The sequence below is a fragment of the Myxococcus sp. RHSTA-1-4 genome (genome assembly GCF_020037125.1).
Classification (GTDB): domain Bacteria; phylum Myxococcota; class Myxococcia; order Myxococcales; family Myxococcaceae; genus Myxococcus.
Window position 1 is genome coordinate 138,286 of the sequence record NZ_JAIQDG010000014.1, and the last position, 24,066, is coordinate 162,351.

Here is a 24,066-nt window from a genome sequence, read left to right on the forward strand (position 1 = left end):
TCTTCACGACAGGAGCACGGATGTTCCGTCAGTCGTTACTCTGGGCGTCCTGCCTGGCCCTGCTCGCCGCCCCCGTGTCGGGCGCGCGGGCGCAGGGCAAGGCCGCGCCCCGGCCCGCCGCCTCCGCGCCGAAGCTCGGCGCCGGCATCGAGGCGCGCACCCTCAAGAACGGGATGAAGGTCATCGTCTGGCCCGACCACGACATCCCCAACGCCGTCCTCTACAACTGGTTCCGCGTCGGCAGCCGCAACGAGTACCCCGGCATCACCGGCCTGTCCCACTTCTTCGAGCACATGATGTTCAATGGCGCCAGGAAGTACGGCCCCGGTGAGTTCGACCGCGTCATGGAGGCCAACGGCGGCGCCAACAACGCCTTCACCTCCGAGGACGTCACCGTCTACATGGAGTGGTTCCCCCGCTCCGCCCTCGAGCTCATCTTCGACCTCGAGGCCGACCGCCTCCAGAACCTCGCCTTCGACCCCAAGGTCATCGAGTCCGAGCGCGGCGTCGTCTACTCCGAGCGCCGCTCCGCCGTGGACAACTACAACGCGGGCGCCCTCCTGGAGCAGGTCCAGGCCACCGCCTACGTCGCCCACCCCTACCAGTTCCCCGTCATCGGCTGGCCCTCCGACATCGAGTCCTGGAAGCTCGAGGACCTCCAGCGCTACTTCAAGACGTACTACGCCCCCAACAACGGCACCCTCATCGTCACCGGCGCCGTCACCCCCGCCGAGGTCTTCGCCCTCGCCGAGAAGTACCTCGAGCCCATCCCCTCCCAGCCTCCTCCCGAGCCTGTCCGCACGAAGGAGCCCGAGCAGCAGGGAGAGCGCCGCGTCGTCGTGAAGAAGCTCGCCCAGTCCCCGCTCCTCCAGGTCGCCTACCACGGCATCGCCGCGAAGGACCCGGACGTCGAGGCGCTCGACCTGCTCCTGCGCATCCTCGCCGACGGCGACTCCTCGCGCCTCCACCGCCGCCTCGTCGAGGAGGAGCGCGCCGCCATCCACGTGGAGACGCTCTTCAACGCCGGCTTCGACCCGTCCCTCGTCCTGGTGCTCGTGGACCTTCCTCCCGGCGGTGACCTCGCGAAGACCGAGGCGCTCGTCACCGAGGAGCTCGCTCGCGTCGTCAAGGACGGCGTCACCGACGCGGAGCTGCGCAAGGCCCGCAACATCGCCCTCGCCAACTACTGGCGCAGCCTGGAGACCAACGACGGCCGCGGCCGCGCGCTCGGCGCCGCCGAGGTCTTCCGCGGGGACTACCGCCAGCTCTTCGATGCCCCCGCCCGCTTCGAGCGGGTGACGCGCGACTCCGTGCGCAAGGTCGCCGAGCGCATCTTCAAGCCCCAGCGCCGCACCGTCGGGTGGCTCGTGCCGGACGCCGAGCAGGACACCACCCCCGACTCCCGCAAGGAGGCCCAGCGATGATTGCCCCCCTCTCCTGGAAGGCCGTGCTCGGCGCGGTGCTGCTCTCCGCCTTCCCCTCCGCCGCCCAGGGCCCCGCCGCCCCGCCGGGCGCCGCGGCCGCCGCGAAGCCCTCCTCGCAGGGCGTGACGCTGCCCAAGGCCACGGCGGTGACGCTGAAGAACGGCGCGAAGCTCCTGCTCGTGGAGCGCCGGGAGCTGCCGCTCGTCGCGTTCAGCGCGTGGCTGCGGGGCGGCGCGCTCGGGGCTCCCGCGGGCAAGGAGGGCCTGGCCGCCCTCACCGGCGAGCTCCTCCAGAAGGGCGCCGGCTCCCGGGACGCCCGCCAGTTCGCGGAGGCCGTGGACAGCGTGGGCGGCTCGCTGGAGGTGACTCCCTCCCTGGAGGCCCTCGTCATCAACGGCCAGTTCATGTCGCGCGACACCGGGCTGATGGTGGAGTTGCTCAGCGACATGCTCACCCGCCCGCGCTTCGCCCAGGACGAACTGGAGAAGCTGCGCGAGCGCAGGGTCTCCGAAATCGCCGCGGCCAAGGACGCGGACCTGCGCGCCCTCATCGGCGCCTACTTCCAGGCGTTCCACTTCGCCAGCCACCCGTACGGCGCCCCCGTGGGCGGCACCGAGGCGTCCCTCCCGGGCCTCACGCGGGAGGACGTGCTCGCGTACACGAAGAACCACCTCGGCGCGGACCGGCTCATCCTCTCCGTGGTGGGTGACTTCGACTCGAAGGCGCTCGCCGCGAAGCTGGAGGCCGCGCTCGGCGGCTGGGCCCGTGCCGCCTCGCCCGCTCCCGAGGTGCCCGCTACCGCGCCCTTCAAGGGCCGCCGCGTGCTGCTCGTGGACAAGCCTGACGCCACCCAGACGTACTTCTGGATTGGCAACACCGGCATCGCCCGTGGCGACCCGGACCGCGTCGCCGCGGAGCTGGCGAGGACGGTGTTCGGCGGCCGCTTCACCTCGCTGCTCAACACCGAGCTGCGCGTGAAGTCCGGCCTCAGCTACGGCGCCAACTCCACCTTCCTCCAGTACTCCCGTCCCGGCCCCGTGGTCATCGCCTCGTACACGAAGACGGAGTCCACCGGCCGCGCCATCGACATGGCGGTGGACGTGCTCACGCGCTACCGGAAGACGGGCATGGACGACGCCACGCTCGCCTCCGCCCAGGCGTACGTGCTGGGGCAGTTCCCGCCCCGCCTGGAGACGGGCGCGCAGGTGGCCAGCAAGTTGTCCGAGCTCGCCTTCTACGGGCTGGATTCGAGCGACGTGGACGACTTCGCCCGCGCCGTCACCGCTACCTCGCGCGAGGGCGTCCGCGCCGTCATCCAGCGCACGCTGCCCGCGCCGGAGGACCTCACCTTCGTCCTCATCGGCAAGGCGTCCGCCATCCGCGACGTGGCCCGTAAGTACGGCACCGTCACGGAGATGAAAATCTCAGACAAGCGCTTCGCCCCACCTTCCGCCCCCGCGAAGCGCTGACACTCCCTGGGTTGCACCGCCGGTCCGACGCGTTCCGGGCCGGCGGGCGCACCCGGTGTCTGAGTTTGCCTTGGCGGCCATAAAGATTGTCAGATTGCCCGACAGGCAACGTCAGAGGCCCCCGGTAGGGTGCTCCACCCTTCCAACTCTTTCGGGGGATTCATGTCCAAGCGTTACCTTTCCTTTCTTCTGGTCCCGGCATGTGCCGCGTGGCTGGGCTGCGCTGGCGGCGAGCCCGGCACCTCGCCGGAGCTGGACGACGGCCAGTCGCCGGTGAACACCGGCACCAACACCTCGGGCGACGGCACGTGGATGGGCGAGCCGCTGGCCGAGGGCTGTACGACCGACGGCGGCACTCCCACCGGCGACACCGTGCTCGTGACGAGCTTCACCCGCTACCACACCGCCGTGGGCGTGGCGGAGCGGCCCAATGACTTGTCCGCCAACCCGCCCGAGGTGCTCGTCCCCAACGGCGTGACGTTCACCCGCATCTCCGGCACCCTCGTGGACGGCGGCATCCAGTTCACCGGCGTGCCCTCCGGCCCGTACTACCTGCGCTCGGGCACCTCCACGTACGTCGTCACGGACGAGCGGCACGTGGACCTCAGCACCAACCGGCTGGGCCGCGCGGACACCGTGTTCAGCACCGCCACCTCGACGCCCGTGCAGGTCAACCTGGTGAACCTGGCGCCGTGGGCGCCGTGGCAGGGCGCCTCGGTGCCCGGCTCCTCCTTGCAGGTCGCCTCGCGGCAGGTGGACCTCTACGGCGGCGTGGAAATCTTCGACATCGACCCCACCGGGCAGACGAACATCCTCTCCACCGGCTCCGAGCTGTGGTCCGGCACCGGCCCCATCCCCGTCTTCGAGGCGGACAAGGGTGACCGGCTGGTCGTCAATCAGCTCAGCCCGATGGACGCGGGCACGCTGCCGGACGGCGGTGCGCTGGCGTACACCACCGTGGTGCGCACCGTGGAGATGGGCGCCTTCGACTTCAAGGCCGACGGCACCACGCCCATGCCCATCAGCGGGGTGATGAACCCGGTGCCGATGACGGAGTTCCCCGTCGAGTGGCGGCTGCCCCAGTACACCGCCCGCGCCATGGAGGTACACCCCGGGGCCACGCCCTCGCTGCCCGCGTTCTACGTGATGCCCGCCACGCACGGCCTGCAGCACGGCTGGGTGGGGTACTCGGGTGAGGTGCTCACGCTGCAGCTTCCCCGGGGCGCCTCGTACGACTTCACGCGCCGGCTGACCTACGGCAACCCGTTCCCTCCGAGCTGGGACATGGTGGGCTCCGCGCAGTACTCGTTCCGCACCCTCCAGCCGGTGCCGGACGGCTCGGGCCGCCAGCTCTATCTGTCGGGCAGCATGATTACGTATGACCGGCTGGAGAACCTCGTCGCGGGGCCCGTGCAGCCGCGCGTGTCTCCTCCGCGGGAGCTGCGCATCGACGGTATCGCCGCGAGCGTGGCGCGTGAGGTGGGCTCGGCCAGCCCTGTCATCTCCTGGCTGCCGCCCGTGCTGGGCTCCGTCTCCGCGTACTGGGTGAGCGTCTACCGGGTCGCCACTAACGGGGTCCCCACTGCCACCAGCTACCGGCGCTTCTACCTGCCCGGCTCGGCCACCGAGGTGCGGCTGCCGCCCGGGGTGCTGGAGGCGGGAGGCATCTACTACCTGCGCGTGGCGGCCGTGGACGCGCCCGCGTACGACGTGGAGCGCAAGCCGTTCAACTACGGGGAGCAGCTGCCCACCTCCTCCGCGGAGGCCATCAGCTCCCTCTTCACCACGCCGTAAGCCGCGATGAGGTCCGGGCCCGCTACTTCGCCATGGCGTTGTAGCGGGCCTGGCACTTCTGGAAGCGCGCGTCCACCGAGCGCGCGAACCACGCGGTGGTGCGCTCACCCTTCAGCTTGGGGCTCTTGAGCGTCACCTGCGGGAGCTGGGCGTACGACGGCGTCTCGCCCGTCTCCCGCGCGTAGACGCGCTTCACCGCGCGGTACGTATCGGTGGACTCGAAGTCCAGCTCCTTCTCCTTGCGCACGTCGCGGCGCACCTGGCGCTCGCTGAGCTCCTCCGGCACGTAGCGCTGGCGGAAGACGAGCAGGGCCTTCAGGCTCTTGCTGTCCTCGTCGAGCGGCTCCCCCTGCTTGTCGTAGAGCTGGAGGTCTCCGTCCGGCACCAGGGCGATGCCGGTGAGGCGCGTCACCTGCGCCTGCACGGCCGCGTTGCGCGAGGCGTACAGGCCCGCGTTGTAGTCGGCGAAGCGGAAGAGGGGCTCCGGGTAGGAGGCCTCGTAGTCCAGCAGCCGCGCGGTGCCGTAGCGCACGCCTCCGGCGCGCGTGTACATCGCCTCGCGCACCGCCACCGGGTCCGCGTCCTCGCCTTCCTTCTCCAGCGCGTACCGCACGCTCACCTGCATGGAGCCGGCGGTGGTGATGGGGTTGAGGTCCTCCAGCCGGCCGGAGCCGAAGAGGGCGCTGGCCAGGTCCGCCATCGCGTACGTCTTGGGGTACTCTTCCTCGTAGTACGCGAGGATGTCGCGGAAGAGGCGGTCCAGGTCGCGCTCGGTGCGCACCGTGCGCAGCCGCTCGTCGAAGGTCCGCTTGTGGCCCGGGGCCTTGCCTTCCAGCACGGAGTCCAGCGCCTTGCGGCCCAGCGGCCCCAGCTTGTCCGCGTGAGCCTCCAGCCGCTCGCGCACCATGCGTGACAGGCCCGGTACCTCCGGGTCCGCCTTGAAGCCGGATTCCTGCGCGATGACGGCAATCACCGAGCACACCGCCGGAGGCGAGGGCGCGATTTCCTCCACCTCCAGCGCGGCGAGGATGTCCCGGGCCCAGTCCTCGCGCTCCTTCTTCACCTGCTCCGGGAGCAGCTTCGCCACCTGCGCCGCGCTGACACGCGGCGGAGGCGGAACGGAGGGCTCCGGCGCCTTGCGCGGGCCACACGCGGCCAGGGCACATGCCGCCCACAGCGCGGCGAGCGCGCCATGGGGCCGCCGCCGTGGGGAGGACTGCCCTGGGCCTGGTTCCTCCATGCGCTCGCCTCCGGCTTCGTCGGACAGTGGAACAGCCGGCGCGGCGCCATCCTCCCGGAGCCGCCCGTTCCCTCGACGGGCGGGCGGCCGGGTGCATTCAGTGACTCGGGACGTCATGTGGGGTGACGTCCCTCTACACCGCCGGAGAGGAAGTCAGCGGCGAATCTGCACGTCGCGCGCGACGGTGCGGCCGCCCATGAGGACGAATTGTGCGCGCACCGGCGTGCCTTCCTCGATTCGCCGCAGCGACACCTGGCGGCCCTGGCGCAGTCCGCGGCTGTGACGGTCGAGCCGCAGCTCGTAGAGGCCGCCTTCCCTGTCGCGCACGGTGAGGACGTTCCTTCCCACGCGGGTGACGCGCCCGCTCACCGAGCTGGAGGCGATGACCACCTTGTCGAGAGAGTCGCCCGGGGCGCCGGAGCCACCCGTCGCGGCCTCGCGGGCCGCGCGCGCCGCGCCCAGGTGCCAGGCCTCGTCGTCGCGGGCCTGCACCGCCTCGGAGCCAATCATCACCCGGACTCTTCGCGCGGGGGCCTGTGCGGCGGCGTCCGTGCCTGGAGCGGTGGCGGTGCCGGTGCCGGCCGTGGCCTGTCCCGGAGCCGCTGGCACGGGGCCCTTGTCCGTCGGAGCGGCGGCCGCGGTGCTTTCCTGGGAAGGCTCGCGCACCGCGGTGCCCGTGGTTGGTGCCCTTCGCTCGGGTGTGCTCGGCTGTGCCGCCGTGTGTTGTGCCGCCATGACCGGAAGCTTTGCTGGCACCGTCGCCACCGGTCCCGCTGGCACGAAGCCGGGAGTCGCCGCGACTTCCTCACGCTGCTCGGTGCGAGCCTCACTCTCTCCACGCTCACGGCACCCCGACGTCAACGCGCAGAGACCCACCATTCCCACCCACGCCCATCGACTGCCCATCCGTCCACCTCGCGTTCCCATCCGTGCTGACTGGCGGCCTGGAGTTGCAAGCCGCGTGCTCGGTCACAAGGGTGGGCGGGATGTCATCCGCCACACGATGGCGAATGGACGTTGCCGTTCTGGTGTGTGGCAACCTCGTCGGGACGGAGCGGTTCGTGGAGACGGTGCGGCGGCTTGGCATCGAAGAGGTGGAATTCCGTGAGCTGCCCGTCCGCTGAACGGCGCAGCGCGCCTCACGCCGGCAGCAGCCGGGCCACGGCCTTCACGTGCATGCGCACCAGCTCGCGCGCGGCCATCAGCTCCGTGGAGTCTCCGGGCGTGTAGCCCAGGCACAGCACCACGTCGTCCTCGGGCGCCGCTCGCACGCCCAGCTGCGCGTAGTCCACCGTGCGTGGCACCGGCTCGCCCTCCGTGTCCCGGCTGAAGCGCCCGAACACCGCCGCCTTTCCATCACGGCGTGGCGCCGTCTCCTTCAGCGCGAACAGCCGCCGCACCGCCGCGAGCACCTCGGGCTTCTCCACCAGCACCTCCGGCTTCGCCGGCCCTCCCAGCTCCCACTCGATGAGCCGCAGACAGCCGCGCACGAACTCCACGTCGGTGATGACCAACCCGTACAGGTACCAGTCCGCGCAGGCCGCGTGCACCAGCCGCGCCTGCGCGTCCGTGAGCCAGCCGAAGGACGGACAGGTGAACGTCTCACACACCGACGAGCGGTAGACGCCGCAGTCCCGCAGGTCCACGCCTCCCGTCACCAGCGGGTGCCCCAGGCAACCCACCTGCTTGCGCTCCTTGTCCAGGAAGCCCAGCAGCGGGCACACCCGCACCGCGGGGAACAGCGGCTCCGCGCGCCGCGCCGCGATGAGCTCGCGCGCCGCCTCCTGCCAGGCGGAGGGCTCCCACGGCGCCCGCCGCAGCCGCTCCGTCTGCATCGCCAGCTGCTCCGCCAGCGCCGCGCGGGAATGGTCCCGGAAGTTGTAGAGCCCACAGCAGGCACCACACGACGCACCTCCTCCGGGCTGGCACAGGTGAAAAGAAACAGTCACGCTTTACATCTTACGTGCACCAACAATAGGCGCGGGAGAATCGTGAGCTGCTGTCGCTCCGTCACCGTGAGAGGGCGGCCCCGGAGTGTCCGGTCAGAACCACTCGGGACGCATGCGGGCGTAGGAGTCCTCGCCCGTCCGGCACAGCTGGATGAGCAGGGGCACGCGCGGCAGCTCCGCGGCGAACCAGTACTGCGCCGCCGTCAGCTTGCCCTCATAGAAGTCCCGGTCGCCGCCTCCGCGCGCCAGGCCCTCCTTCGCCGCCGCGGCCTGGGCCAGCCAGCGCCACGCCACCGCCAGCACGCTGAACAGGTCCAGGAAGTCCGCGCTGTGGCGCACCATCAGCTCCACCTCGCCCTCCATGCCGTGCGCGCCGAGCTCCGCCACCAACTCCGCCACCTGGGCCAGCGTCCGCTCCAGCGCGTCACACCACGCGGCCTCCACGCCCGCCGCGCGTGCTCGCGTCACCGTCGCCCCCACCTCCTCGGCGAAGGCCTGGAGCGCCGCGCCGCCTCCCGCCACCACCTTGCGCCCCAGCAAATCCAACCCCTGGATGCCCGAGGTGCCCTCGTGGATGCTGTTCAGCTTCTGGTCCCTCAGCCACGCCTCCGGCGGGTACTCGCTGGAGTAGCCGTAGCCTCCGTGCACCTGCACCGCGAGCGCGTTGGCCTCGAAGCCGCGCTCGGCGGGGAACGTCTTCGCCACCGGCGTCAGCAGGTCCACCAGCAGCCCCGCCCGCCTGCGCGCCTCGTCATCCGTCCCGTGCCCCGCCACGTCCGCCTGGTACGACGTCGCCAGCAGCAGCGACAGGCCGCCTTCGACGATGGCCTTCTGCCGCAGCAGCATGCGCCGCACGTCCGCGTGCTCGATGATGGGCGACTGGGGGCGCGTCGCATCGCGGACTCCGGCGGGACGGCCCTGCGGGCGCTCGCGCGCGTAGGCCACCGCCTCGTGGTACGCCACCAGCGCGGTGGCCACCCCGTTCATGCCCACCATGATGCGTGCCTCGTTCATCATCTGGAACATGCACGCCAGCCCGCGCCCGGGAGGCCCCACCAGCCAACCGTGGCAGTCACCCTCCTCGCCGTAGTTGAGGGCGAGGCTGGGAATGCCCTTCCAGCCAATCTTGTGGATGACGCCCGCCACCCGGACGTCGTTGTCCACCAGCTTCCCGCCCTCGGGCCGGCGCGCCGGCACCGCGAAGAGGGAGATGCCCTTCGTCCCTGTCTCCGCGCTCTCGGTGCGCGCCAGCGTCAGGTGCACCACGTTCCCGGTGAAGTCCTGGTCCGCGCCGCTGATGAAAATCTTGGAGCCCTGGATGCGCCACGTGCCATCCGGCGCGGGCGTGGCGCGTGTCCGCACGTCCGCGAGGCTGCTGCCCGCTTGCGGCTCGGTGAGCGCCATGGTGCCCGTCCACTCGCCCCGGTACAGGGGCGCCATGAACAGCTCCTTCACCTCCGGCGAGCCGAACACCTCCAGCAGGTGCGCCGCGCCCAGCGTGAGTCCGACGTACGCATAGGCGCTCAGGTTGGCCGCCATGAGGTACGCGCTGGCCACCGCGTGGAGCGTGAGCGGGAGCTGCTGTCCACCCACCTCCGGCGGCCGCGTGGCGGTGAGCAGCCCCAGGTCCACCATGCGCGGGTACAGCTCGCGCATCAGCGGGTGGACGCGCACGCGGCCGTCCTGGAACACCGGCGGCTCCGCGTCCATGGGCCGGTAGGTGGGGTAGAGCACCTCCCGCGCGAAGCGGCGCGTGCTGTCCAGCAGCAGGGTGAAGGTGTCGCGCGAGTGCTCCGAGAAGTCGGGCAGCGCGCACAGGGACGCGGCGTCCAGCGCCTCGTAGAGCTGGAAGTCCACGTCACGGTCCGACAGCAGCGGGTTGGGGCGGGGCGCGGTCATGCTCCGGGTGTTAGCAGGAGCGCTACCAGGACGCGATGGCTCCCTCCAAATCGAGGTCGTCCCCATCGTCGCCATCGTTCCCTGTCGAGCGCTTGTCCGCACCCGGACGCGGGGCGGGGGCCTCCACCAGCAGCGGCAGCGCCAGCGCGCCGAGCATCGCCACCGCCAGCGTCGCCTCCACCGGCTCCCGGAGGGCTCGACGCGCACGGGCTCGCAGGCGGACCAGCTGCTTCCTCCGCCTGCGAATCTCCAGCACGCCGCTTCGCTGTCGCCAGGACGCGCGGCCAGACTTCCGGAACGATGGACTCCACATGGGACTCCCACTCCCCGGACGCGACACCCCATGCAGGGCGCATCCTTCCCGGAAAGTTGATGTCCGGTAGGACGGCCTGCATGTGGAAAGCGGCCAGCCCCTGCATGCCCGTGAGCAGGGCGGGAGGGACGGAGAGCCCCCGCCCGCCCGGACGGCCTGCCGCGTTCTCTGTTACACTTGCAGTGACAGGGGTCATGGGGGGTGACGCGAGATGAGATACGCGGAGCCGGAGACCGTGGAGGCCGCGCTGTCGGCCCTCTCCACTCACGAGGACGCGCGCTGCCTTGCCGGCGGGGCCTCGCTGGTGGCGATGATGAACGCGGGCCGCATCGGGCCCGGAATGCTGGTCAGCCTGCACCGCATCCCGGAGCTGTCCACCATCACGGAGACCGGGGACGGACTCTGGCTGGGGGCCATGTGTACGCACCGCACGGTGGCGGCCGATGCGCGCCTGCGCGGAGCCATGGCGGCCGTGCGCGAAGCGGCGGCCTGGCTCGCGCACCCGGCCATCCGCAACATGGCCACGCTGGGCGGCTCCGTGGGGCTGGCCGATCCGCATACGGAGATTCCCGTGGCCCTGGTCGCGGCCTCGGCGCGGGTGGAGGTCGCGGGCCCCGGTAGCCGGCGGGTCGTTCCCGTCGAGTCACTCTTCGTGGACAGCTACCGCACGTCCCTGCAGCGCGGAGAGCTCGTCACCCGCGTCTTCCTTCCGCGGGGCGAGGACGGCGCGGTGGGCCATCACCTGCGGTTCAGCCGCGTGGCGGCCGACTACCCCACGGTGTCCATCTCCCTGGTGCTCGCCATGGACGGTGACAGGTGCCGGCAGGTGCGCGTGGTCGTGGGCTCATGCGGGCCGGTGCCGCTCCACGTGGACGCGGCGGACCAGCGGCTCGTGGGCACCCGGCTGGAAGCGGAGGACGTGGCCGAGGCGGGAGGGCTCCTCGCCCGCGCCGCCGCGCCCATCGACGATGTCCGCGGCTCGGCGGAGTACCGGCGCATGCTGATTCCGCGCCTGCTCGGCCGCGCTCTGTCCCAGGCCCGGGAGCGTGCCCATGTCTGACAAGGTTTCCGTCTCACTCACCATCAACGGGGCGGAGCACGCGCTCACCGTGGCCCCGGAGCGGACGCTGCTGGACGTGCTGCGCGAGGACGTGCGCGCGACGGGCACCCGGCGCGGCTGTGACGAGGGAAGCTGCGGGGCCTGCACCGTGCTGGTGGACGGCGTGCCCGTGCTCTCGTGCCTGTCCCTGGCGGTGACACTGCCCGGCCGCGCCATCACCACCATCGAGGGCGTGCGGAATGGGGCCGAGCTCCACCCGGTGCAGCGGGCCCTCGTCCTGCATGGCGCGGTGCAGTGCGGCTTCTGCATGCCCGGCATCGTGCTTTCCGCGAAGGCGCTGCTGGAGCGCAACCCGTCCCCCACGGTGGAGGACGTCCGGCAGGCGCTCGGCGGCAACGTGTGCCGGTGCTCCGGCTACACGCGCGTCGTGGAGGCCATTGCCTCGCTGGGAGGTCGTCCATGAGCAGCCACGCGAAGCCGGGGCCCATTCCGGAGCCAGTGGGCGAGGTGCTGGGACAGTCCGTGCCGAAGCCGGACGCGCGCGAGAAGGTGACGGGGCGCGCCGTCTATACCGACGACCTGCGCGTGCCCGGCATGCTGCACGGCGCCCTGCTGGGCAGCCCGCATCCCCACGCGCGCATCCTGTCGTATGACACCTCGCGGGCGCGGGCGCTGCCCGGAGTCCGCGCCGTGCTCACGGCGGAGGACCTGCCTCCCAACGACATCGGCGCCGTCATCAAGGACCAGCCGCTGCTCGCGCGCGGCAAGGTGCGCTACGCGGGTGAGCCCGTGGCCGCGGTCGCCGCGGTCGACCTCCCGACGGCGCGCAGGGCGCTCGAGCTCATCGACATCCGGTACGAGGTGCTGCCCGCGGTCTTCGACGCCGAGGAGGCGCTGCGCCCGGACGCACCCGGGATTCACGCGCCACGAGGCACCGCGCATCCCAACGCCGCCTCGTACATCCGGCTGGTCGAGGGCGAGCCGGACCCGGCGTGGGCGCAGTGCGACGTCATCATCGAGGACGTGTACGAGACGCCCGCGCAGCAGCACATCTACCTGGAGCCGTGCTCGACGCTGGCGGAGGTGGACCCCGACAGCGGGAAAATCACCCTCCACACGTCCACGCAGACCGCGTTCCGGGTGCAGGCCATCACCGCGGAGGCGCTGGGCGTGCCCATGTCCCGGGTCCGCGTCCTGGTGCCGAGAGTGGGCGGCGCGTTCGGCGGCAAGGTGGAGTCCACCAATCAGCCCATCACCGCGGCGCTGGCCCTGGCCGCCGGAGCGCCGGTGCGGCTGACCTTCTCCCGCACGGACGACATCCGGATGATGCGCTCGCGCCACGCGGCCCGCATCCACATGCGCACGGGCGCGACGCGCGACGGGCGCATCCTCGCCCGTCAGGTGCGCATCCACTTCGATACCGGGGCCTACGCGGACGACGGGCCCTTCGTCGCGAACATCGGCAGCTACTTCGCGCGCGGGCCGTACCGCATCCCCCACGTCGACGTGGAGTGCTGGTGCGTCTACACCAACAAGCTCCGCGCCGGAGCGTTCCGGGGCTTCGGCAACCCGCAAATCCACTTCGCCAGCGAGGTGCAGGTGGACCGGGTCGCCGAGGCGATTGGGATGGACCCCATCGAGCTGCGGCTCCGCAACGCGCTGGAGACGGGCGAGAAGTGGCTGGGCGGCGCGCCGGTGGAGAGCGGGACGCTGCGCGCCTGCCTGGAGCGCGCCCGTGAGGTGTCGGACTGGCACCGGCGGCGGGAGCGCCCGCCCGCGGCCCCCGGAAAGCGGCGGGGCATCGGCGTGGCGGCCGTGAGCCACGTGTCCGGGCTGCTGGGCTCGAGCGCCACCGTCCGGCTCAACGAGGACGGCACCGTCACGGTGAATACCGGCGCGGTGGATACCGGCCAGGGCTCGGACGTGGCGCTCGCGCAGGTCGCGGCGGGCGCGCTGGGGCTGTCGCTGGAGCAGCTCAACTTCAGCCGCCCCGACACGGACACCTCTCCGTACGACTGGTGCTCCGGTGGAACCCGGACCACCTTCACCGTGGGCCGGGTCATCACCCAGGCGTGCGAGCAGGTCCGCGAGCAGCTCTTCGAGCACGCCAGCGCGATTCTCCAGCGTCCGGTGCGGCAGCTGGAGCTGAGGCCCGGCGGCTTCGTGGGTGTCCGTGGCGAGCCCGGGGCGTCGGTGTCCTTCGGCGCCATCGCCGGGCGTGCCCTCTACGTCGAGGGAGGGCCCATCATCGCCTCGGCGCGCTATCTGTTTCCCGCGTGGCAGCTCGACACGCGCCGGACGCAGGTCGAGGGCCTGCCCTTCATGGGCAATGGCTTCTTCGTGTTCGCCGCGCAGGTGGCCGAGGTCGAGGTGGACGAGCTGACGGGCCACGTCGAGGTGCTGGAGGCGTGGAGCGTCCACGACGTGGGCCGGGCCATCAACCCCGCGGCGACGGAGGGACAGGTCCAGGGCGGCTTCGTCCAGGGGCTGGGCTACGCGCTGACCGAGGAGCTGGTGTGGAAGGACGGCCACCTCGTCAATCCCACCATGGGGGGCTACAAGGTCCCCGGCGTGCTGGACGTGCCCGCCGCCATCCACGCCGTCCTGCTGGAGCATCCCTTCGGACCCGGGCCGTTCGGCGCCAAGGGCATCGGGGAGGTCGGCCTGGTGGGCGTGGCCCCCGCCATCTGCAACGCCATCCGGCATGCGACCGGCGCGAACGTCCGGCGGATTCCGGCCACGGGTGAGCGCGTGCTGCGCGCGTTGATGGCGCGCGAGGAGGGTGGAGCGAAGGCCTCGGATGCCTGAGTCCCGGTGACAGCGCCCGGCCTGGCGAAACGGGCCGTGTCCGCCCGCCTGGCCGGAGAGGGGACTGTCCCGGGGGTGATTGTCGGCTGCCGGAAAGGCCGCCTCACACAGAAAGGGAGGGGCCGCGACGCGCTGTTAACTTCGGGTGCCCTCCATGACGCCCCCCCACCCTCGTCCTCCGGCCCCGGGGCCCCTGGCGCTCGACGCGCTGGAGGGCCTCTCCCTGGGGGACGCGTTCCGGCAGATTGTCGAGAGCATTCCCCAGCTCATCTGGATTACCCGCCCGGACGGCTACCACGAGTACCTCAACCAGCCCTGGTGCGACTACACCGGCCTCACGCGGGAGGAGACGGCGGGCGAGGGCTGGCGGCGCGCCTTCCACCCGGATGACCTGGAGGAGGCCGACAGACGCTGGGCCCACTCCCTGCGCACCGGTGAGCCCTACGAGGTGGAGTACCGCTGCCGGCGGCACGACGGGGTGTGGCGCTGGTTCCTCGGCCGCGCGCGCCCGTTGCGCGACGAGAGCGGCCGCGTCGTCCGGTGGTTCGGAACCTGCACGGACATCGATGACCAGAAGCGTGCCTCGGACTCCATGCGCCTGCTGGACCGGGCCAGCGCGCTGCTGTCCTCCTCGCAGCTCGACTACGAGGCCACGCTGGCGGCGCTGACGCGGCTGACGGTGCCGTCGCTGGCGGACTGGTGCTCCATCGAAATCGCCGAGGCGGACGGCTCCTGCCGGCAGGTGGGCGTGGCGCACGCGGACCCGGCCAAGGTGCGCCTGGCCGCGGAGCTGCGGGCGCGCTACCCGCCGAAGCCGGAGGACCCCCACGGCGTGCTGTCCGTCATCCGCACGGGGAAGCCGGTGCTGATGCCGGAGATGCCGGACGCGCTGCTGGTGGCCAGCACCCGGGACGCGGAGCACCTGCGCATCATGCGCGAGCTGGGGCTTCGCTCGGCGCTGGTGCTGCCGCTGACGGCGCGCGGGCGCATCCTGGGCGCGCTCACGCTCGTCAACGCCGAGTCCGGCCGGCGCTTCTCCGCCGCGGACATGCCGCTGGCCGAGCAGCTCGCCTCGCGCGCGGCCCTGGCGCTGGACAACGCGCGCCTCTTCCAGGACGCGCTGCGGCTGGAGCAGCGCTTCCGCTCCCTGGTGACGGCCTCCGCCCAGGCGGTGTGGGTGACGCGGCCGGATGGCGAGGTGGTGGAGGACAGCCCCTCCTGGCGCGCCTTCACCGGGCAGACGTACGAGGAGTGGCGGGGCCGGGGCTGGCTGGACGCCGTCCACCCGGAGGACCGCGAGGCGGCGGCCCGGGCCTGGAGCGACGTGGTGGCGCAGCGAGGAGTCTACGAGGTGGAGTACCGCCTGCGCCGCCCGGACGGCAGCTACACCCCCACGCGCGTGCGTGCCGTGCCCGTCCTCAACGCGGACGGGAGCGTGCGCGAGTGGGTGGGCACCAACACGGATATCACCGCCCAGCGCCGCGCCGAGGAGGGCGCCCGCCGGCTGGACCGCGAGAAGGCCGCGCGCCGGCTGGAGGCCCTGCGCGCGGAGGTGAGCCAGGCCTTGTCGAGAGAGGGCTCCGTGCCCGACATCCTCCAGGCCTGCGCGGAAGCCCTGGTGAAGCACCTGGGCGCCCTGGCGGCGCGGCTGTGGCTGCACGCGCGTGGCACGGAGGTGCTGGAGCTGGCGGGCAACGCGGGCCCCGCCGCTCCGCCCCGTGACAGGTGGAGCCGGCTCACCTTCCAGATGGGCCTGCCGGGCGAGGTGGCCCGCACGCGCCAGCAGGCCTGGGTGGACCGCCTGGACGAGGACCCACGCGCGCTGGACCCCGCGTGGCTGCGCGAGGCGGGGATTCGCTCCTTCGCGGGCATCCCCCTGATGGTGCGCGGCGGGCTGGTGGGCGTGCTGGGCCTCTACGGCCGCCAGCCGCTGAGCGAGGACGCGATGGCGGCGCTGGCCGCGGTGGCGGAGGCCATCGCCCAGGGCGTGGAGCGCCGCCGCGCGGAGGAGGCCCTCAAGCAGCGCGCACAGGAGCTGGCCCGCTCCAACGAGGAGCTGCAGCAGTTCGCCTACGTGGCGTCGCATGACCTGCAGGAGCCGCTGCGCATGGTGGCCAGCTACACGCAGCTGCTGGGCCGCCGGTACAAGGGGAAGCTGGACGCGGACGCGGACGAGTTCATCCACTACGCCGTGGACGGCGTCACCCGCATGCAGCGGCTCATCCAGGACCTGCTCGCGTACTCGCGGGTGGGCACGCGGGGCCGGGAGCCGAGGCCGGTGGACGCGAGCCGGGCGCTGGAGCGGGCCACGGCCAACCTCCAGGCCGCCATCCGGGAGAGCGGGGCCACGGTGCTGGGGGGCGCGCTGCCTCCGGTGCTCGCGGACGAGACGCAGCTCGCGCAGGTGTTCCAGAACCTCATCGGCAACGCGCTCAAGTTCCACGGCGCGGCGCCTCCGCATGTGGAGGTGTCAGGAGAGCGCCAGGGCATGGAGGTCCGCTTCACGGTGAAGGACCGGGGCATCGGCATCGAGCCGCAGTACTTCGACCGCATCTTCGTCATCTTCCAGCGGCTGCACGGCAAGGAGGAGTACCCGGGGACGGGCATCGGGCTGGCCATCTGCAAGAAAATCGTCGAGCGCCATGGCGGGCGCATCGGCGTGGAGTCCCAGCCGGGGCAGGGGACGACCTTCTGGTTCACCCTGCCCGCCGCGCCGTGCACCCGGGGAGCCTGAGGCATCATGAGTCACGACGACACTGGACGACCGATTGAAATCCTCCTGGTGGAGGACAACCCCGGCGACGTGCGGCTGACCATCGAGGCCCTCAAGGAGGGCAAGGTGCGCAACAGCCTGTCGGTGGCGCGCGACGGCGTGGAGGCCCTGGCCTTCCTGCGGCGCGAGGGCCCGTTCGCCCAGGCCGTGAGGCCGGACCTCATCCTCCTGGACCTGAACCTCCCTCGAAAGGACGGGCGCGAGGTGCTGGCGGAAATCAAGGAGGACCCCTCGCTGCGCCGGATTCCCGTGGTGGTGCTCACCACGTCGGAGTCGGAGGAGGACATCCTGCGCACGTACGACCTCCACGCGAACTGCTACATCGCCAAGCCGGTGGACCTGGAGCAGTTCATCTCCGTGGTGCGCTCCATCGACGACTTCTGGCTGTCGGTGGTCCGGCTGCCACCCAAGCCCGAGGTCGCATGAACTCCAGGGGCCTGGATGAGCGCACGCTGCGCGTGCTGCTGGTGGAGGACAACCCGGGTGACGCGCGGCTGCTCCATGAAGAGCTGCGGGAGTTCTCCTCCGCGAACTTCGAGGTGGTCCACGTTGGCCGCCTGTCCGAGGCGCTGCGCGTGGTGGAGACGGCCGGCGTGGACGCGGTGCTGCTGGACCTGTCGCTGCCGGACGGGCACGGGCTGGGCAACATCTCGCGCCTCCTGCAGGCCGCGCCGGCGACGCCGCTGGTGGTCCTCACCGGCACCGACGACGAGCGGCTGGCGGTGCAGGCCGTCCACGAGGGCGCGCAGGACTACCTGGTGAAGGGCCAGGTGACGGGCCCGCTGCTGGTGCGCGCGCTGCGCTACGCCATCGAGCGCAAGCGGGTGGAGGAAGGGCTGAAGCGCGAGGAGGCGGCGCGGCAGACGGCGGTGTTCCGCGAGCAGTTCCTCGGCATGCTCGGGCACGATTTGCGCAACCCGTTGCAGGCCATCTCCGGCAACGCGGCGCTGCTCCTGCGCTACGGCGGGCTGGCCGAGCCCCAGCGCAAGGCGGTCAACCGCATCTCCATCTCCGCGGACCGCATGGCGCGGATGATCAACGACCTGCTGGACTTCACCCGCACCCGGCTGGGCGGCGGTTACGCGCTGAACCGCGCGAGGATGAACCTGCACGAGGTGGTGCGGCAGGTGGTGGAGGAGCTGGAGGTGGCCCACGCGAGCCGCCGCTTCGACCTGGGCCTGTCCGGCAACGGCTGGGGCGAGTGGGACGCGGACCGCATGGCCCAGGCCGTCTCCAACCTGGTGGGCAACGCCGTGCAGTACTCGCCGGAGGACACGGCGGTGAGCGTGTCCCTGCGCGACGAGGGCGGCGGCGTGCGGCTGGAGGTCCACAACTGGGGCCTGCCGATTCCCGGCGAGCGCCTGCCCCACATCTTCGACCCGTTCGTGCGCGCCGGGGACATGCGCAGCGCGCAGCGCAACGGGCTGGGGCTCGGGCTCTACATCACCCACGAAATCGTGCGCGCGCACGGCGGCCTGCTGCGGGTGACGTCCACCGCGCAGGACGGCACGCGCTTCTGGATGTACCTGCCGCGTCACGCGCCGTCCGCGGCCGCCGCCGGGTAGGGCGGGTAGGGCGGGGGGGGAGGGCGTCAGGGGCCGCCTGGCCGGTGAAGAGGCGGCCGAGCCTGCCGGGAGCGTCCAGGGAGGCGGCGCCGCGGGCGGCGGGAGGACACACCTTGGCGGTGTGGCGTGAACGCGGCTGCCCGTCCAGGACGCGCGGCCCCGGCAGTGAGGTCACCGCATGGAGATTCTCGGGTCCGCTATCGTGGGTGTCATCATCTTCTCAATCCTCATCCTGGCCGTCGTCCTGGGGGGCGCCTTGGGCAACAAGCAGGAGAGGGATTTGCGTGAGCTCACCTCGCAGCAGCGGGCCGCCGGGATGACGGGGGACGTCAGCATGCACGACCGCGACCTCGACTACGACGACCGCCACGTGCCGGTGTAGGCGTCGCGCGGCGTCAGCGGGGCCGCGGGCTGTAGTAGCGGCGCAGCCAGCGGCTCAGCCCGTCCAGGCCGGGGAAGAGCACGCGCTCGGTGATGTTGGCCTGGTCCAGCTTGTCGCGTACCTCCCACTTGAGGGAGGCGGGGACGATGAGCCGGCGCACGCCCTGCTTCTGGTCCTCGAGGAAGGTGTCCAGGCGCAGCTCCGGCCCGTTCATCACCGAGAAGAGCGCGAACTGGTTGATGATGCGCGCGTCCAGCGAGGGCGGCTCGAAGAAGAGCACGAAGGGGTGTTTCGCCAGCTTGTCGAAGGTGGACAGGTCTCCCGCCACCGCGGACAGCATCTCCGCGGTGAAGACGTCCGCGCCCTCCTTCCGGAGCTGGGCCTTCAGCGGCCTGGGCAGCAGCCGGTTCGTCTCGTGGTAGTCCACGCACCACACCACGCCGTCCTGGTCGGCCAGGTCGGTGTCCTCGGTGAGGAAGTGCAGCGCGACGTAAGGGCTGAACGTCCAGTCCAGCAGCCGCGTGGGCAGCCCGTGGTGCTGGGCCAGGGCCAGCCAGTCCCAGAGGAACTCCATGCGCGGCTGGTGCGCGCCGGGCGCGTACTTGCGGAAGGCGCGCAGCAGGTCCTTCTCCTGCCGCACGAACATGCCCTTGCGGTTGAGCGCGGTGGACAGGTCGTGCTCCACGTGCGGCATGCCCCGGAAGACGAAGCTGGACCGGTGGCGGCCCAGCGCCTCGTTCCAGGAGTCCGCGAAGAGCGCCTCCTGCAACTCCACCCATGACTCCACCCGCTGCTCACGCATGGTGGGTGTCTCTTACGGGAGCCCGGGCGAGGGCGCCAGGGCTCACGCGTAGCGGCGGACCATGCGCGCGCAGAAGCCGGCGAACTCCTCCGCCTGGAGCGGCGGGCTGGTGTGGTGCGGGCTGTGGCCCCGGTGCTCCGGCGTGAAGCAGAAGGTCAGCGTCACGTCGAAGTCCTCCAGCGCCTTCATCTGCCGGTCGAACCAGGCGTCCGCGCCGGGACGGAAGCTGTCCGCCCAGCTCAGGCCGGTGCGCAGCTTCCGGACGCCCAGCTTCTTCAGCCAGGACACGGTGTCGTCCAGCCGGTGGTCCTCGAAGTGGAACCACTGGCAGATGCCCATCGCCGGCGTGTAGTCCGCGAAGTGCCGCAGCGCCTTCTTCGGCGTGCCGTCCTCCCGCAGCAGCCCCATGTAGAAGTGCCGGTAGTAGGACGAGCCCTCCGCCTCGCGGTGGCGCGTCGTCGCCGGCCACGCCTTGGGCAAGTCATAGAGGCTGTACCAGTGCACGCGCGGCGCCAGGTCCAGCAGCAGCTCCGCGCTGCGGCGCAGGCCGAACTCCTGCACCTCCTCCGCGCCGAAGCTGGAGACGCCCACCTCCGTAATCCACACCGGGTGCTTCACGATGGACTGGATTTCGCGGTAGCGGTCGGGCCACTCGTCAAGCTGCCAGTGGTTCCAGTCCAGCGGGAAGCCGTGGATGGCCACCACGTCCACGTGCTCCAGCACGCCCTGGCCTTCCAGGTTGCGGATGAAGCCCGCGTCGATGGGGGACATGCCGCCCAGCACCCGGGGCAGGTTCGGGCGCTCCGCCTTCACCGCCTCCCCCGCGAGCTTCGCCATGTTGGCGAACAGCCGCCAGCCCTTGTCCACGTCGAAGTCCCAGTGGGACATGTTGTTGGGCTCGTTCCAGAGCTTGATGGCTTCGACCATGGGATGCGTGCTCCTAGGTGCGTGGGTAGACGGCGCGCGGGTACTGGTGCGAGAACTCGCGGCGCCGGCAGATGTAGAACTCGTGGGCCGGGTTCTGGACGATGTCGAAGCCCGCGGCGCGCAGCAGGGCCTCCGCGCCGGCACGATTGGGAATCCACCAGTTCGTCCAGTCGTGCGCGTAGCTGTCCTCGATGAAGTACGCGAGCGGGAAGGACAGGCTCTCGAAGATGCCGCGCTCCTCGAAGGGGTAGTCGCGCTCCACCTTCGGCACGCTCTGGCTGCCGCGCTGCATGCTCTGGAAGACGAGCGTGTCCTTCACCACGTGCTCGCGGAGCAAATCCAGCGCGAGCAGCGGGTGACGCAGGTGGTAGAGCACGCCCATGAAGAGGACGAGGTCGAACTTCTCGCGCAGGGCGCCGACGTCGTAGACGTCCAGCAGGCGGAACTCGATGTCCAGCCCGTTCACCTCCGCGGCGAAGCGGGCCTGCTCGAGGTAGCGCTCGTCGCTGTCGATGCCCACCACGCGCTCCGCCCCGCGCCGCTTCATCTCCATGGCGTAGAAGCCGGCGTTGCAGCCGATGTCCAGCACCGTCCCGCCGGACAAATCCCGCGGAATGGCGCCGGAGATGTAGCGCCAGTTCATGGCCGGGTAGTCACCCAGGAAGTGGTTGGGCGCGGTGCGCACGCCCTTGAGGTCCAGGTTGTGGAACCACTCACCCAGGCCGCGGACGCGCTCCTGGATTTCCCGCGGCGTCATGGCCGAGGCGGGCTTCGGTGGGCTGCGGCTCATACGGGCTCCTGCGCTTCCAGGGGGAAGTCGCCATGGGCGTCCGCCAGGGTGTTGCCGGTGCGCGTGGAGACGGGCTCGCTGATGCCCAGCCGCCGCACGGCCTCGCGGTAGCCATGCAGCGTGCCCACGTCCATGTACGCCTCGCCCGCGCGCACGGCGGTGGCGTGGCCGCCGCGCTCCATCCACGCGTTGACGAGCGTGCCCAGGTACGGGTCCCTCGGCTCGCGGGTCAGCCAGAGCGCGTGCAGCTCGCGCAGCACCGCGCCGCTGAGCTTGAAGGCGCCCCACACCCAGTGGGACGCGGCACCCTGCTGCTTCACCTGGATTTCGCGGACGGACAGCACCTCGCCGTCACCGTCGGTGACGACGGCGTCGAAGAGCTCGGGCGTCACCACCGGAAAGAGGAGGAAGGACAGGCCGCCGCCGGGCAGGCGCACCAGGCCGTCCTCGGGGAACCAGACGGTGTCCGGCAGCCCCACCACGATTTCCTCGTCCGGAGGGATGAAGGGCAGGGCGCGGAAGATGGAGTCGCACAGGCCGAGCGGCTCCTCCTGCACGGCGTAGCAGACCTGCGCGGGCCCCACGCGGCCCTTGTAGTACTCGATGATGTCCGACTTGCCGGGAGAGATGACGAAGCAGAGCTTGCGCGCGCCCGCGAGCACCATGCGGTCCACCAGGTACTCACTCACCGCGCGCGGGCGCTCCGTCCTGCCGTCCAGGCGCCCTCCCACGGGCAGCAGCTCCTTGGAGAAGGCGAGTGGCTGGATGCGGCTTCCGATTCCGGCGGCTGGAATGATTCCCCACATATGACGTCACATCCTCATGGCAGCGGGTTCGACGCACGCGTGCTCGAGCAGCTCCAGCAGCTCGCGGGCGCGGTGCTCGGAGGTGTGCTCGGCGAGGACGCGCTCGCGGGCGGCGCGGCCGAGGCGGGCCAGTTCCTCCGGCGAGCGCGACAGGGCCTCCACCACGTCCTCCGTGGCGCGGCACACGAGGATTTCCTCACCGGGGCGGAAGAAGGAGTCCAGGCCCTCCCATGCGTCGCTCAGCACGGGCGTGCCGCAGGCACCGGCCTCGAAGAGGCGGCCGGAGGGGCAGTAGCCCATGGCGGCCATGGGCGCGCGGGTGACGTTGAGGGTGAGCGAGGACGAGCAGTAGAAGGCCGGGTGCTCCGGCGGAGGCAGGTGCTGGACGAACCAGAGGTTCTCCGTCCACGCGAAGTTCGCGGGGTACTGCGCGCCGCCGATGACGAAGCGGCGGTAGGGCAGCCGGCGCGCGGGCTCCAGGAAGAAGCGCTCCAGCGCGGCCTGCCGGTTGGCGGCATAGGTGCCCAGGTAGCTCAGGTCTCCGCGGTAGGAGTCCTTCGGCGGCGTGGTGCGGTAGGCACCCGGGTCCACGTGGCCGTAGAGGGGCGCCACGCGCCGCGCGCCCAGCTCCGAGCGCAGCGCCTTCAGCGCCATGCCGCCGGTGTAGCTGAGCACCAGGTCGAAGCCGCCCAGGCCTTCCTGCGGCAGGTACTCCACCGCCTCGCCCGCGCGCGTGCGCTCGACGGTGACGGGCGTGTCCAGGTCGTAGAAGCACTTCACGGCCACGCGCGAGTCCAGCACCAGGCGCGACGCGGCCACGCCGTCCGGGCAGTATGACGTCACCAGCGCCACGTCCGCGTCCGCCAGCTCGCGGCGCGCGCGGGGCAGTACGCCCTCCCAGCCGGGATAGAGCACCAGCTCGCCGCCGGGCGGAAGCTCCGTGAGGTCCCGGTGCGGGGCGTAGAAGGGAAGGTCTCGCTCGAAGAAGACGACGCGGTGGCCCCAGGCGGTCAGCGACGCGATGAGGCCGCGCCACAGCGTGGCGTGTCCGTTGCCCCAGGACGAGCTGACCGCGAGGCCGAAGACGACGAGCTTCATGCCGTGCCCACCGGAAGGCTGAGTGAGGAGAGCTGCACGTCCAGGAGGTTCCTCACCGCCGGGGCCAGGCGCATCTGCCCCAACCTGTGGAGCTGCCCGGGCCGTAGGCGCGCGAGCGTGTAGGCCACCTTGCGCCGGCTGTGCTCCGGCTCGAAGTAGCGGATGAAGCCGGAGGAGTTCAGCGAGAAGAAGGACAGCGCGTCCGCGTCGTTGAGCAGCGCCAGGTCCGGGTCGCCGCCGGGGCGCTCGTGCTTCGCCACCAGCTCCTTCACGCGCCGGCAGGTGGCGCCGTCCGCGCCCACCTCTTCCAGCACCTCGCGCGTCATCTCCGCGCCGCGCGCCGCGTGGGCGTCCTTGAAGGCCTGGTAGTCCGCGGCGTGGTGCTCCACGCGCCGGTCCGCCTCCGAAGTCAGTCGCTCCACGTCGTGGAAGAGCGCGGCGGCCTGCACCGCGAGGTCCGCATCCGGGCGCAGGCGCAGCACCCACTGCCACGCGTCCAGCGCGTGCTGGTAGTCCGCGCGCACCAGCGGGCGGCCCAGGTCATGGAGCGCGCGGTGGCGCGCCAGCAGCCGGTCGAAGAGGGGAGCCGAGGACGCGGCGTTGCGGCGGCCCACGAGTCCCTGGTAGCGGGTGAGGACCTCCAGCGCGGCGATGACGAGCGCCTCGCGGTGCGCGCCCTCCAGGTGCAGCGCGAGCTGCTCGGCGCCCTCCGCCGCGCCGAAGACGCGCCCGTCCCAGTCGAAGGGGTCGAAGTCCGGGGCGCCCCACTCGCCCACGTCCAGGCGCAGCACGCGGCTGCCGCGGCCGGCGGACAGCGGGCCCACCTCCACGGTGGGGAACTCCGCCTGCACCAGCGCCCAGCCGTCTCCGGCGGCGGGCCCCTCGTTGCCATGGTCGGAGAGCAGCAGGTGGCGGAGCATGGCGCCTCCCTCCGAGCGGCACACGACGCCCGAGCAGGTTGCCCGGC

At 71.6% G+C, this 24,066-nt stretch carries 22 protein-coding genes; 11 read left to right on the forward strand and 11 right to left on the reverse strand.

Annotated features, from left to right (window positions below; genetic code table 11):
- The first annotated feature begins 20 nt into the window (after positions 1 to 20).
- From K8638_RS20160 to K8638_RS20170, 3 genes are all read left to right on the forward strand, one after another.
- Positions 21 to 1,424 carry a pitrilysin family protein gene (locus tag K8638_RS20160; protein ID WP_223756275.1) on the forward strand — a complete coding sequence of 468 codons (1,404 nt, stop codon included), beginning with the start codon at positions 21 to 23 and terminating at the stop codon, positions 1,422 to 1,424.
- The gene (locus K8638_RS20165; RefSeq protein ID WP_223756183.1) at positions 1,421 to 2,893 is read left to right on the forward strand and encodes a pitrilysin family protein; all 1,473 of its coding nucleotides are present in this window, start codon (positions 1,421 to 1,423) and stop codon (positions 2,891 to 2,893) included. The genes K8638_RS20160 and K8638_RS20165 overlap by 4 nt, the downstream gene beginning before the upstream one ends.
- Positions 2,894 to 3,055: 162 nt before the next feature.
- A complete protein-coding gene (locus K8638_RS20170) occupies positions 3,056 to 4,687 on the forward strand; it encodes a hypothetical protein (protein ID WP_223756184.1) in 1,632 nt (543 codons plus the stop codon).
- A gap of 22 nt (positions 4,688 to 4,709) precedes the next feature.
- Here the strand turns inward: K8638_RS20170 and K8638_RS20175 are convergent, their stop codons facing one another.
- Together K8638_RS20175 and K8638_RS20180 are read right to left on the reverse strand one after the other, a co-directional pair.
- Positions 4,710 to 5,927: a DUF1615 family protein gene (locus tag K8638_RS20175; protein ID WP_223756185.1), complete on the reverse strand. Its 1,218-nt coding sequence runs from the start codon at positions 5,925 to 5,927 to the stop codon at positions 4,710 to 4,712.
- 153 nt (positions 5,928 to 6,080) lie between these two features.
- Positions 6,081 to 6,662, reverse strand: coding sequence for a hypothetical protein (locus tag K8638_RS20180; protein WP_223756186.1), 582 nt, complete (start codon positions 6,660 to 6,662; stop codon positions 6,081 to 6,083).
- Between the two features lie 275 nt (positions 6,663 to 6,937).
- Between K8638_RS20180 and K8638_RS20185 the strand changes: the two genes are divergently transcribed.
- Positions 6,938 to 7,051: a double-CXXCG motif protein gene (locus tag K8638_RS20185; protein ID WP_223756187.1), complete on the forward strand. Its 114-nt coding sequence runs from the start codon at positions 6,938 to 6,940 to the stop codon at positions 7,049 to 7,051.
- Between the two features lie 15 nt (positions 7,052 to 7,066).
- Here K8638_RS20185 and K8638_RS20190 read toward each other — a convergent pair whose 3' ends face one another.
- The 3 genes from K8638_RS20190 to K8638_RS20200 all read right to left on the reverse strand — a co-directional run bounded on the left by K8638_RS20190 (position 7,067) and on the right by K8638_RS20200 (position 10,088).
- Positions 7,067 to 7,876: a hypothetical protein gene (locus tag K8638_RS20190; RefSeq protein ID WP_223756188.1), complete on the reverse strand. Its 810-nt coding sequence runs from the start codon at positions 7,874 to 7,876 to the stop codon at positions 7,067 to 7,069.
- Between the two features lie 93 nt (positions 7,877 to 7,969).
- Positions 7,970 to 9,775, reverse strand: coding sequence for an acyl-CoA dehydrogenase (locus K8638_RS20195; RefSeq protein ID WP_223756189.1), 1,806 nt, complete (start codon positions 9,773 to 9,775; stop codon positions 7,970 to 7,972).
- Positions 9,776 to 9,797: 22 nt separating this feature from the next.
- The gene (locus K8638_RS20200; RefSeq protein WP_223756190.1) at positions 9,798 to 10,088 is read right to left on the reverse strand and encodes a hypothetical protein; all 291 of its coding nucleotides are present in this window, start codon (positions 10,086 to 10,088) and stop codon (positions 9,798 to 9,800) included.
- A 211-nt stretch (positions 10,089 to 10,299) separates the two neighbouring features.
- On the opposite strand from K8638_RS20200, the gene K8638_RS20205 reads away from it, so the two are divergent.
- The 7 genes from K8638_RS20205 (at position 10,300) to K8638_RS20235 (ending at position 18,676) form a co-directional block, all read left to right on the forward strand.
- Positions 10,300 to 11,148: a xanthine dehydrogenase family protein subunit M gene (locus K8638_RS20205; RefSeq protein ID WP_223756191.1), complete on the forward strand. Its 849-nt coding sequence runs from the start codon at positions 10,300 to 10,302 to the stop codon at positions 11,146 to 11,148.
- Positions 11,141 to 11,611: a (2Fe-2S)-binding protein gene (locus tag K8638_RS20210; protein WP_223756192.1), complete on the forward strand. Its 471-nt coding sequence runs from the start codon at positions 11,141 to 11,143 to the stop codon at positions 11,609 to 11,611. The genes K8638_RS20205 and K8638_RS20210 overlap by 8 nt, the downstream gene beginning before the upstream one ends.
- Positions 11,608 to 13,956, forward strand: a complete 2,349-nt coding sequence (locus K8638_RS20215; RefSeq protein ID WP_223756193.1) for a xanthine dehydrogenase family protein molybdopterin-binding subunit — start codon at positions 11,608 to 11,610, stop codon at positions 13,954 to 13,956. The genes K8638_RS20210 and K8638_RS20215 overlap by 4 nt, the downstream gene beginning before the upstream one ends.
- Before the next feature lie 154 nt (positions 13,957 to 14,110).
- Positions 14,111 to 16,690, forward strand: coding sequence for a PAS domain-containing protein (locus tag K8638_RS20220; RefSeq protein ID WP_223756194.1), 2,580 nt, complete (start codon positions 14,111 to 14,113; stop codon positions 16,688 to 16,690).
- Between the two features lie 6 nt (positions 16,691 to 16,696).
- Complete coding sequence (locus K8638_RS20225; RefSeq protein ID WP_223756195.1) at positions 16,697 to 17,155, forward strand: response regulator; 459 nt, start codon at positions 16,697 to 16,699, stop codon at positions 17,153 to 17,155.
- On the forward strand, positions 17,152 to 18,294 hold the full coding sequence (locus K8638_RS20230; protein WP_223756196.1) for a hybrid sensor histidine kinase/response regulator: 1,143 nt from the start codon (positions 17,152 to 17,154) through the stop codon (positions 18,292 to 18,294). Before K8638_RS20225 ends, K8638_RS20230 begins: the two co-directional genes overlap by 4 nt.
- A gap of 178 nt (positions 18,295 to 18,472) precedes the next feature.
- Complete coding sequence (locus K8638_RS20235; RefSeq protein WP_223756197.1) at positions 18,473 to 18,676, forward strand: hypothetical protein; 204 nt, start codon at positions 18,473 to 18,475, stop codon at positions 18,674 to 18,676.
- Positions 18,677 to 18,689: 13 nt separating this feature from the next.
- On the opposite strand, the gene K8638_RS20240 is transcribed toward K8638_RS20235, so the two are convergent.
- The 6 genes from K8638_RS20240 to K8638_RS20265 are packed head-to-tail and all read right to left on the reverse strand — an operon-like array spanning position 18,690 to position 24,019.
- Entirely contained in the window at positions 18,690 to 19,478 is a 789-nt protein-coding gene (locus tag K8638_RS20240) for an FRG domain-containing protein (RefSeq protein WP_223756198.1), read from the reverse strand.
- 42 nt (positions 19,479 to 19,520) lie between these two features.
- The gene (locus K8638_RS20245; RefSeq protein ID WP_223756199.1) at positions 19,521 to 20,405 is read right to left on the reverse strand and encodes a beta-xylosidase; all 885 of its coding nucleotides are present in this window, start codon (positions 20,403 to 20,405) and stop codon (positions 19,521 to 19,523) included.
- 13 nt (positions 20,406 to 20,418) lie between these two features.
- Positions 20,419 to 21,195, reverse strand: a complete 777-nt coding sequence (locus K8638_RS20250; protein ID WP_223756200.1) for a TIGR04290 family methyltransferase — start codon at positions 21,193 to 21,195, stop codon at positions 20,419 to 20,421.
- Positions 21,192 to 22,001 carry a sugar phosphate nucleotidyltransferase gene (locus tag K8638_RS20255; protein WP_223756201.1) on the reverse strand — a complete coding sequence of 270 codons (810 nt, stop codon included), beginning with the start codon at positions 21,999 to 22,001 and terminating at the stop codon, positions 21,192 to 21,194. The genes K8638_RS20250 and K8638_RS20255 overlap by 4 nt, the downstream gene beginning before the upstream one ends.
- Positions 22,002 to 22,007: 6 nt before the next feature.
- Positions 22,008 to 23,099 (reverse strand): glycosyltransferase, encoded by a 1,092-nt coding sequence (locus tag K8638_RS20260; protein WP_223756202.1) that lies wholly within the window; start codon positions 23,097 to 23,099, stop codon positions 22,008 to 22,010.
- A complete protein-coding gene (locus K8638_RS20265) occupies positions 23,096 to 24,019 on the reverse strand; it encodes a DUF4202 family protein (protein ID WP_223756203.1) in 924 nt (307 codons plus the stop codon). The genes K8638_RS20260 and K8638_RS20265 overlap by 4 nt, the downstream gene beginning before the upstream one ends.
- Positions 24,020 to 24,066: the final 47 nt, after the last annotated feature.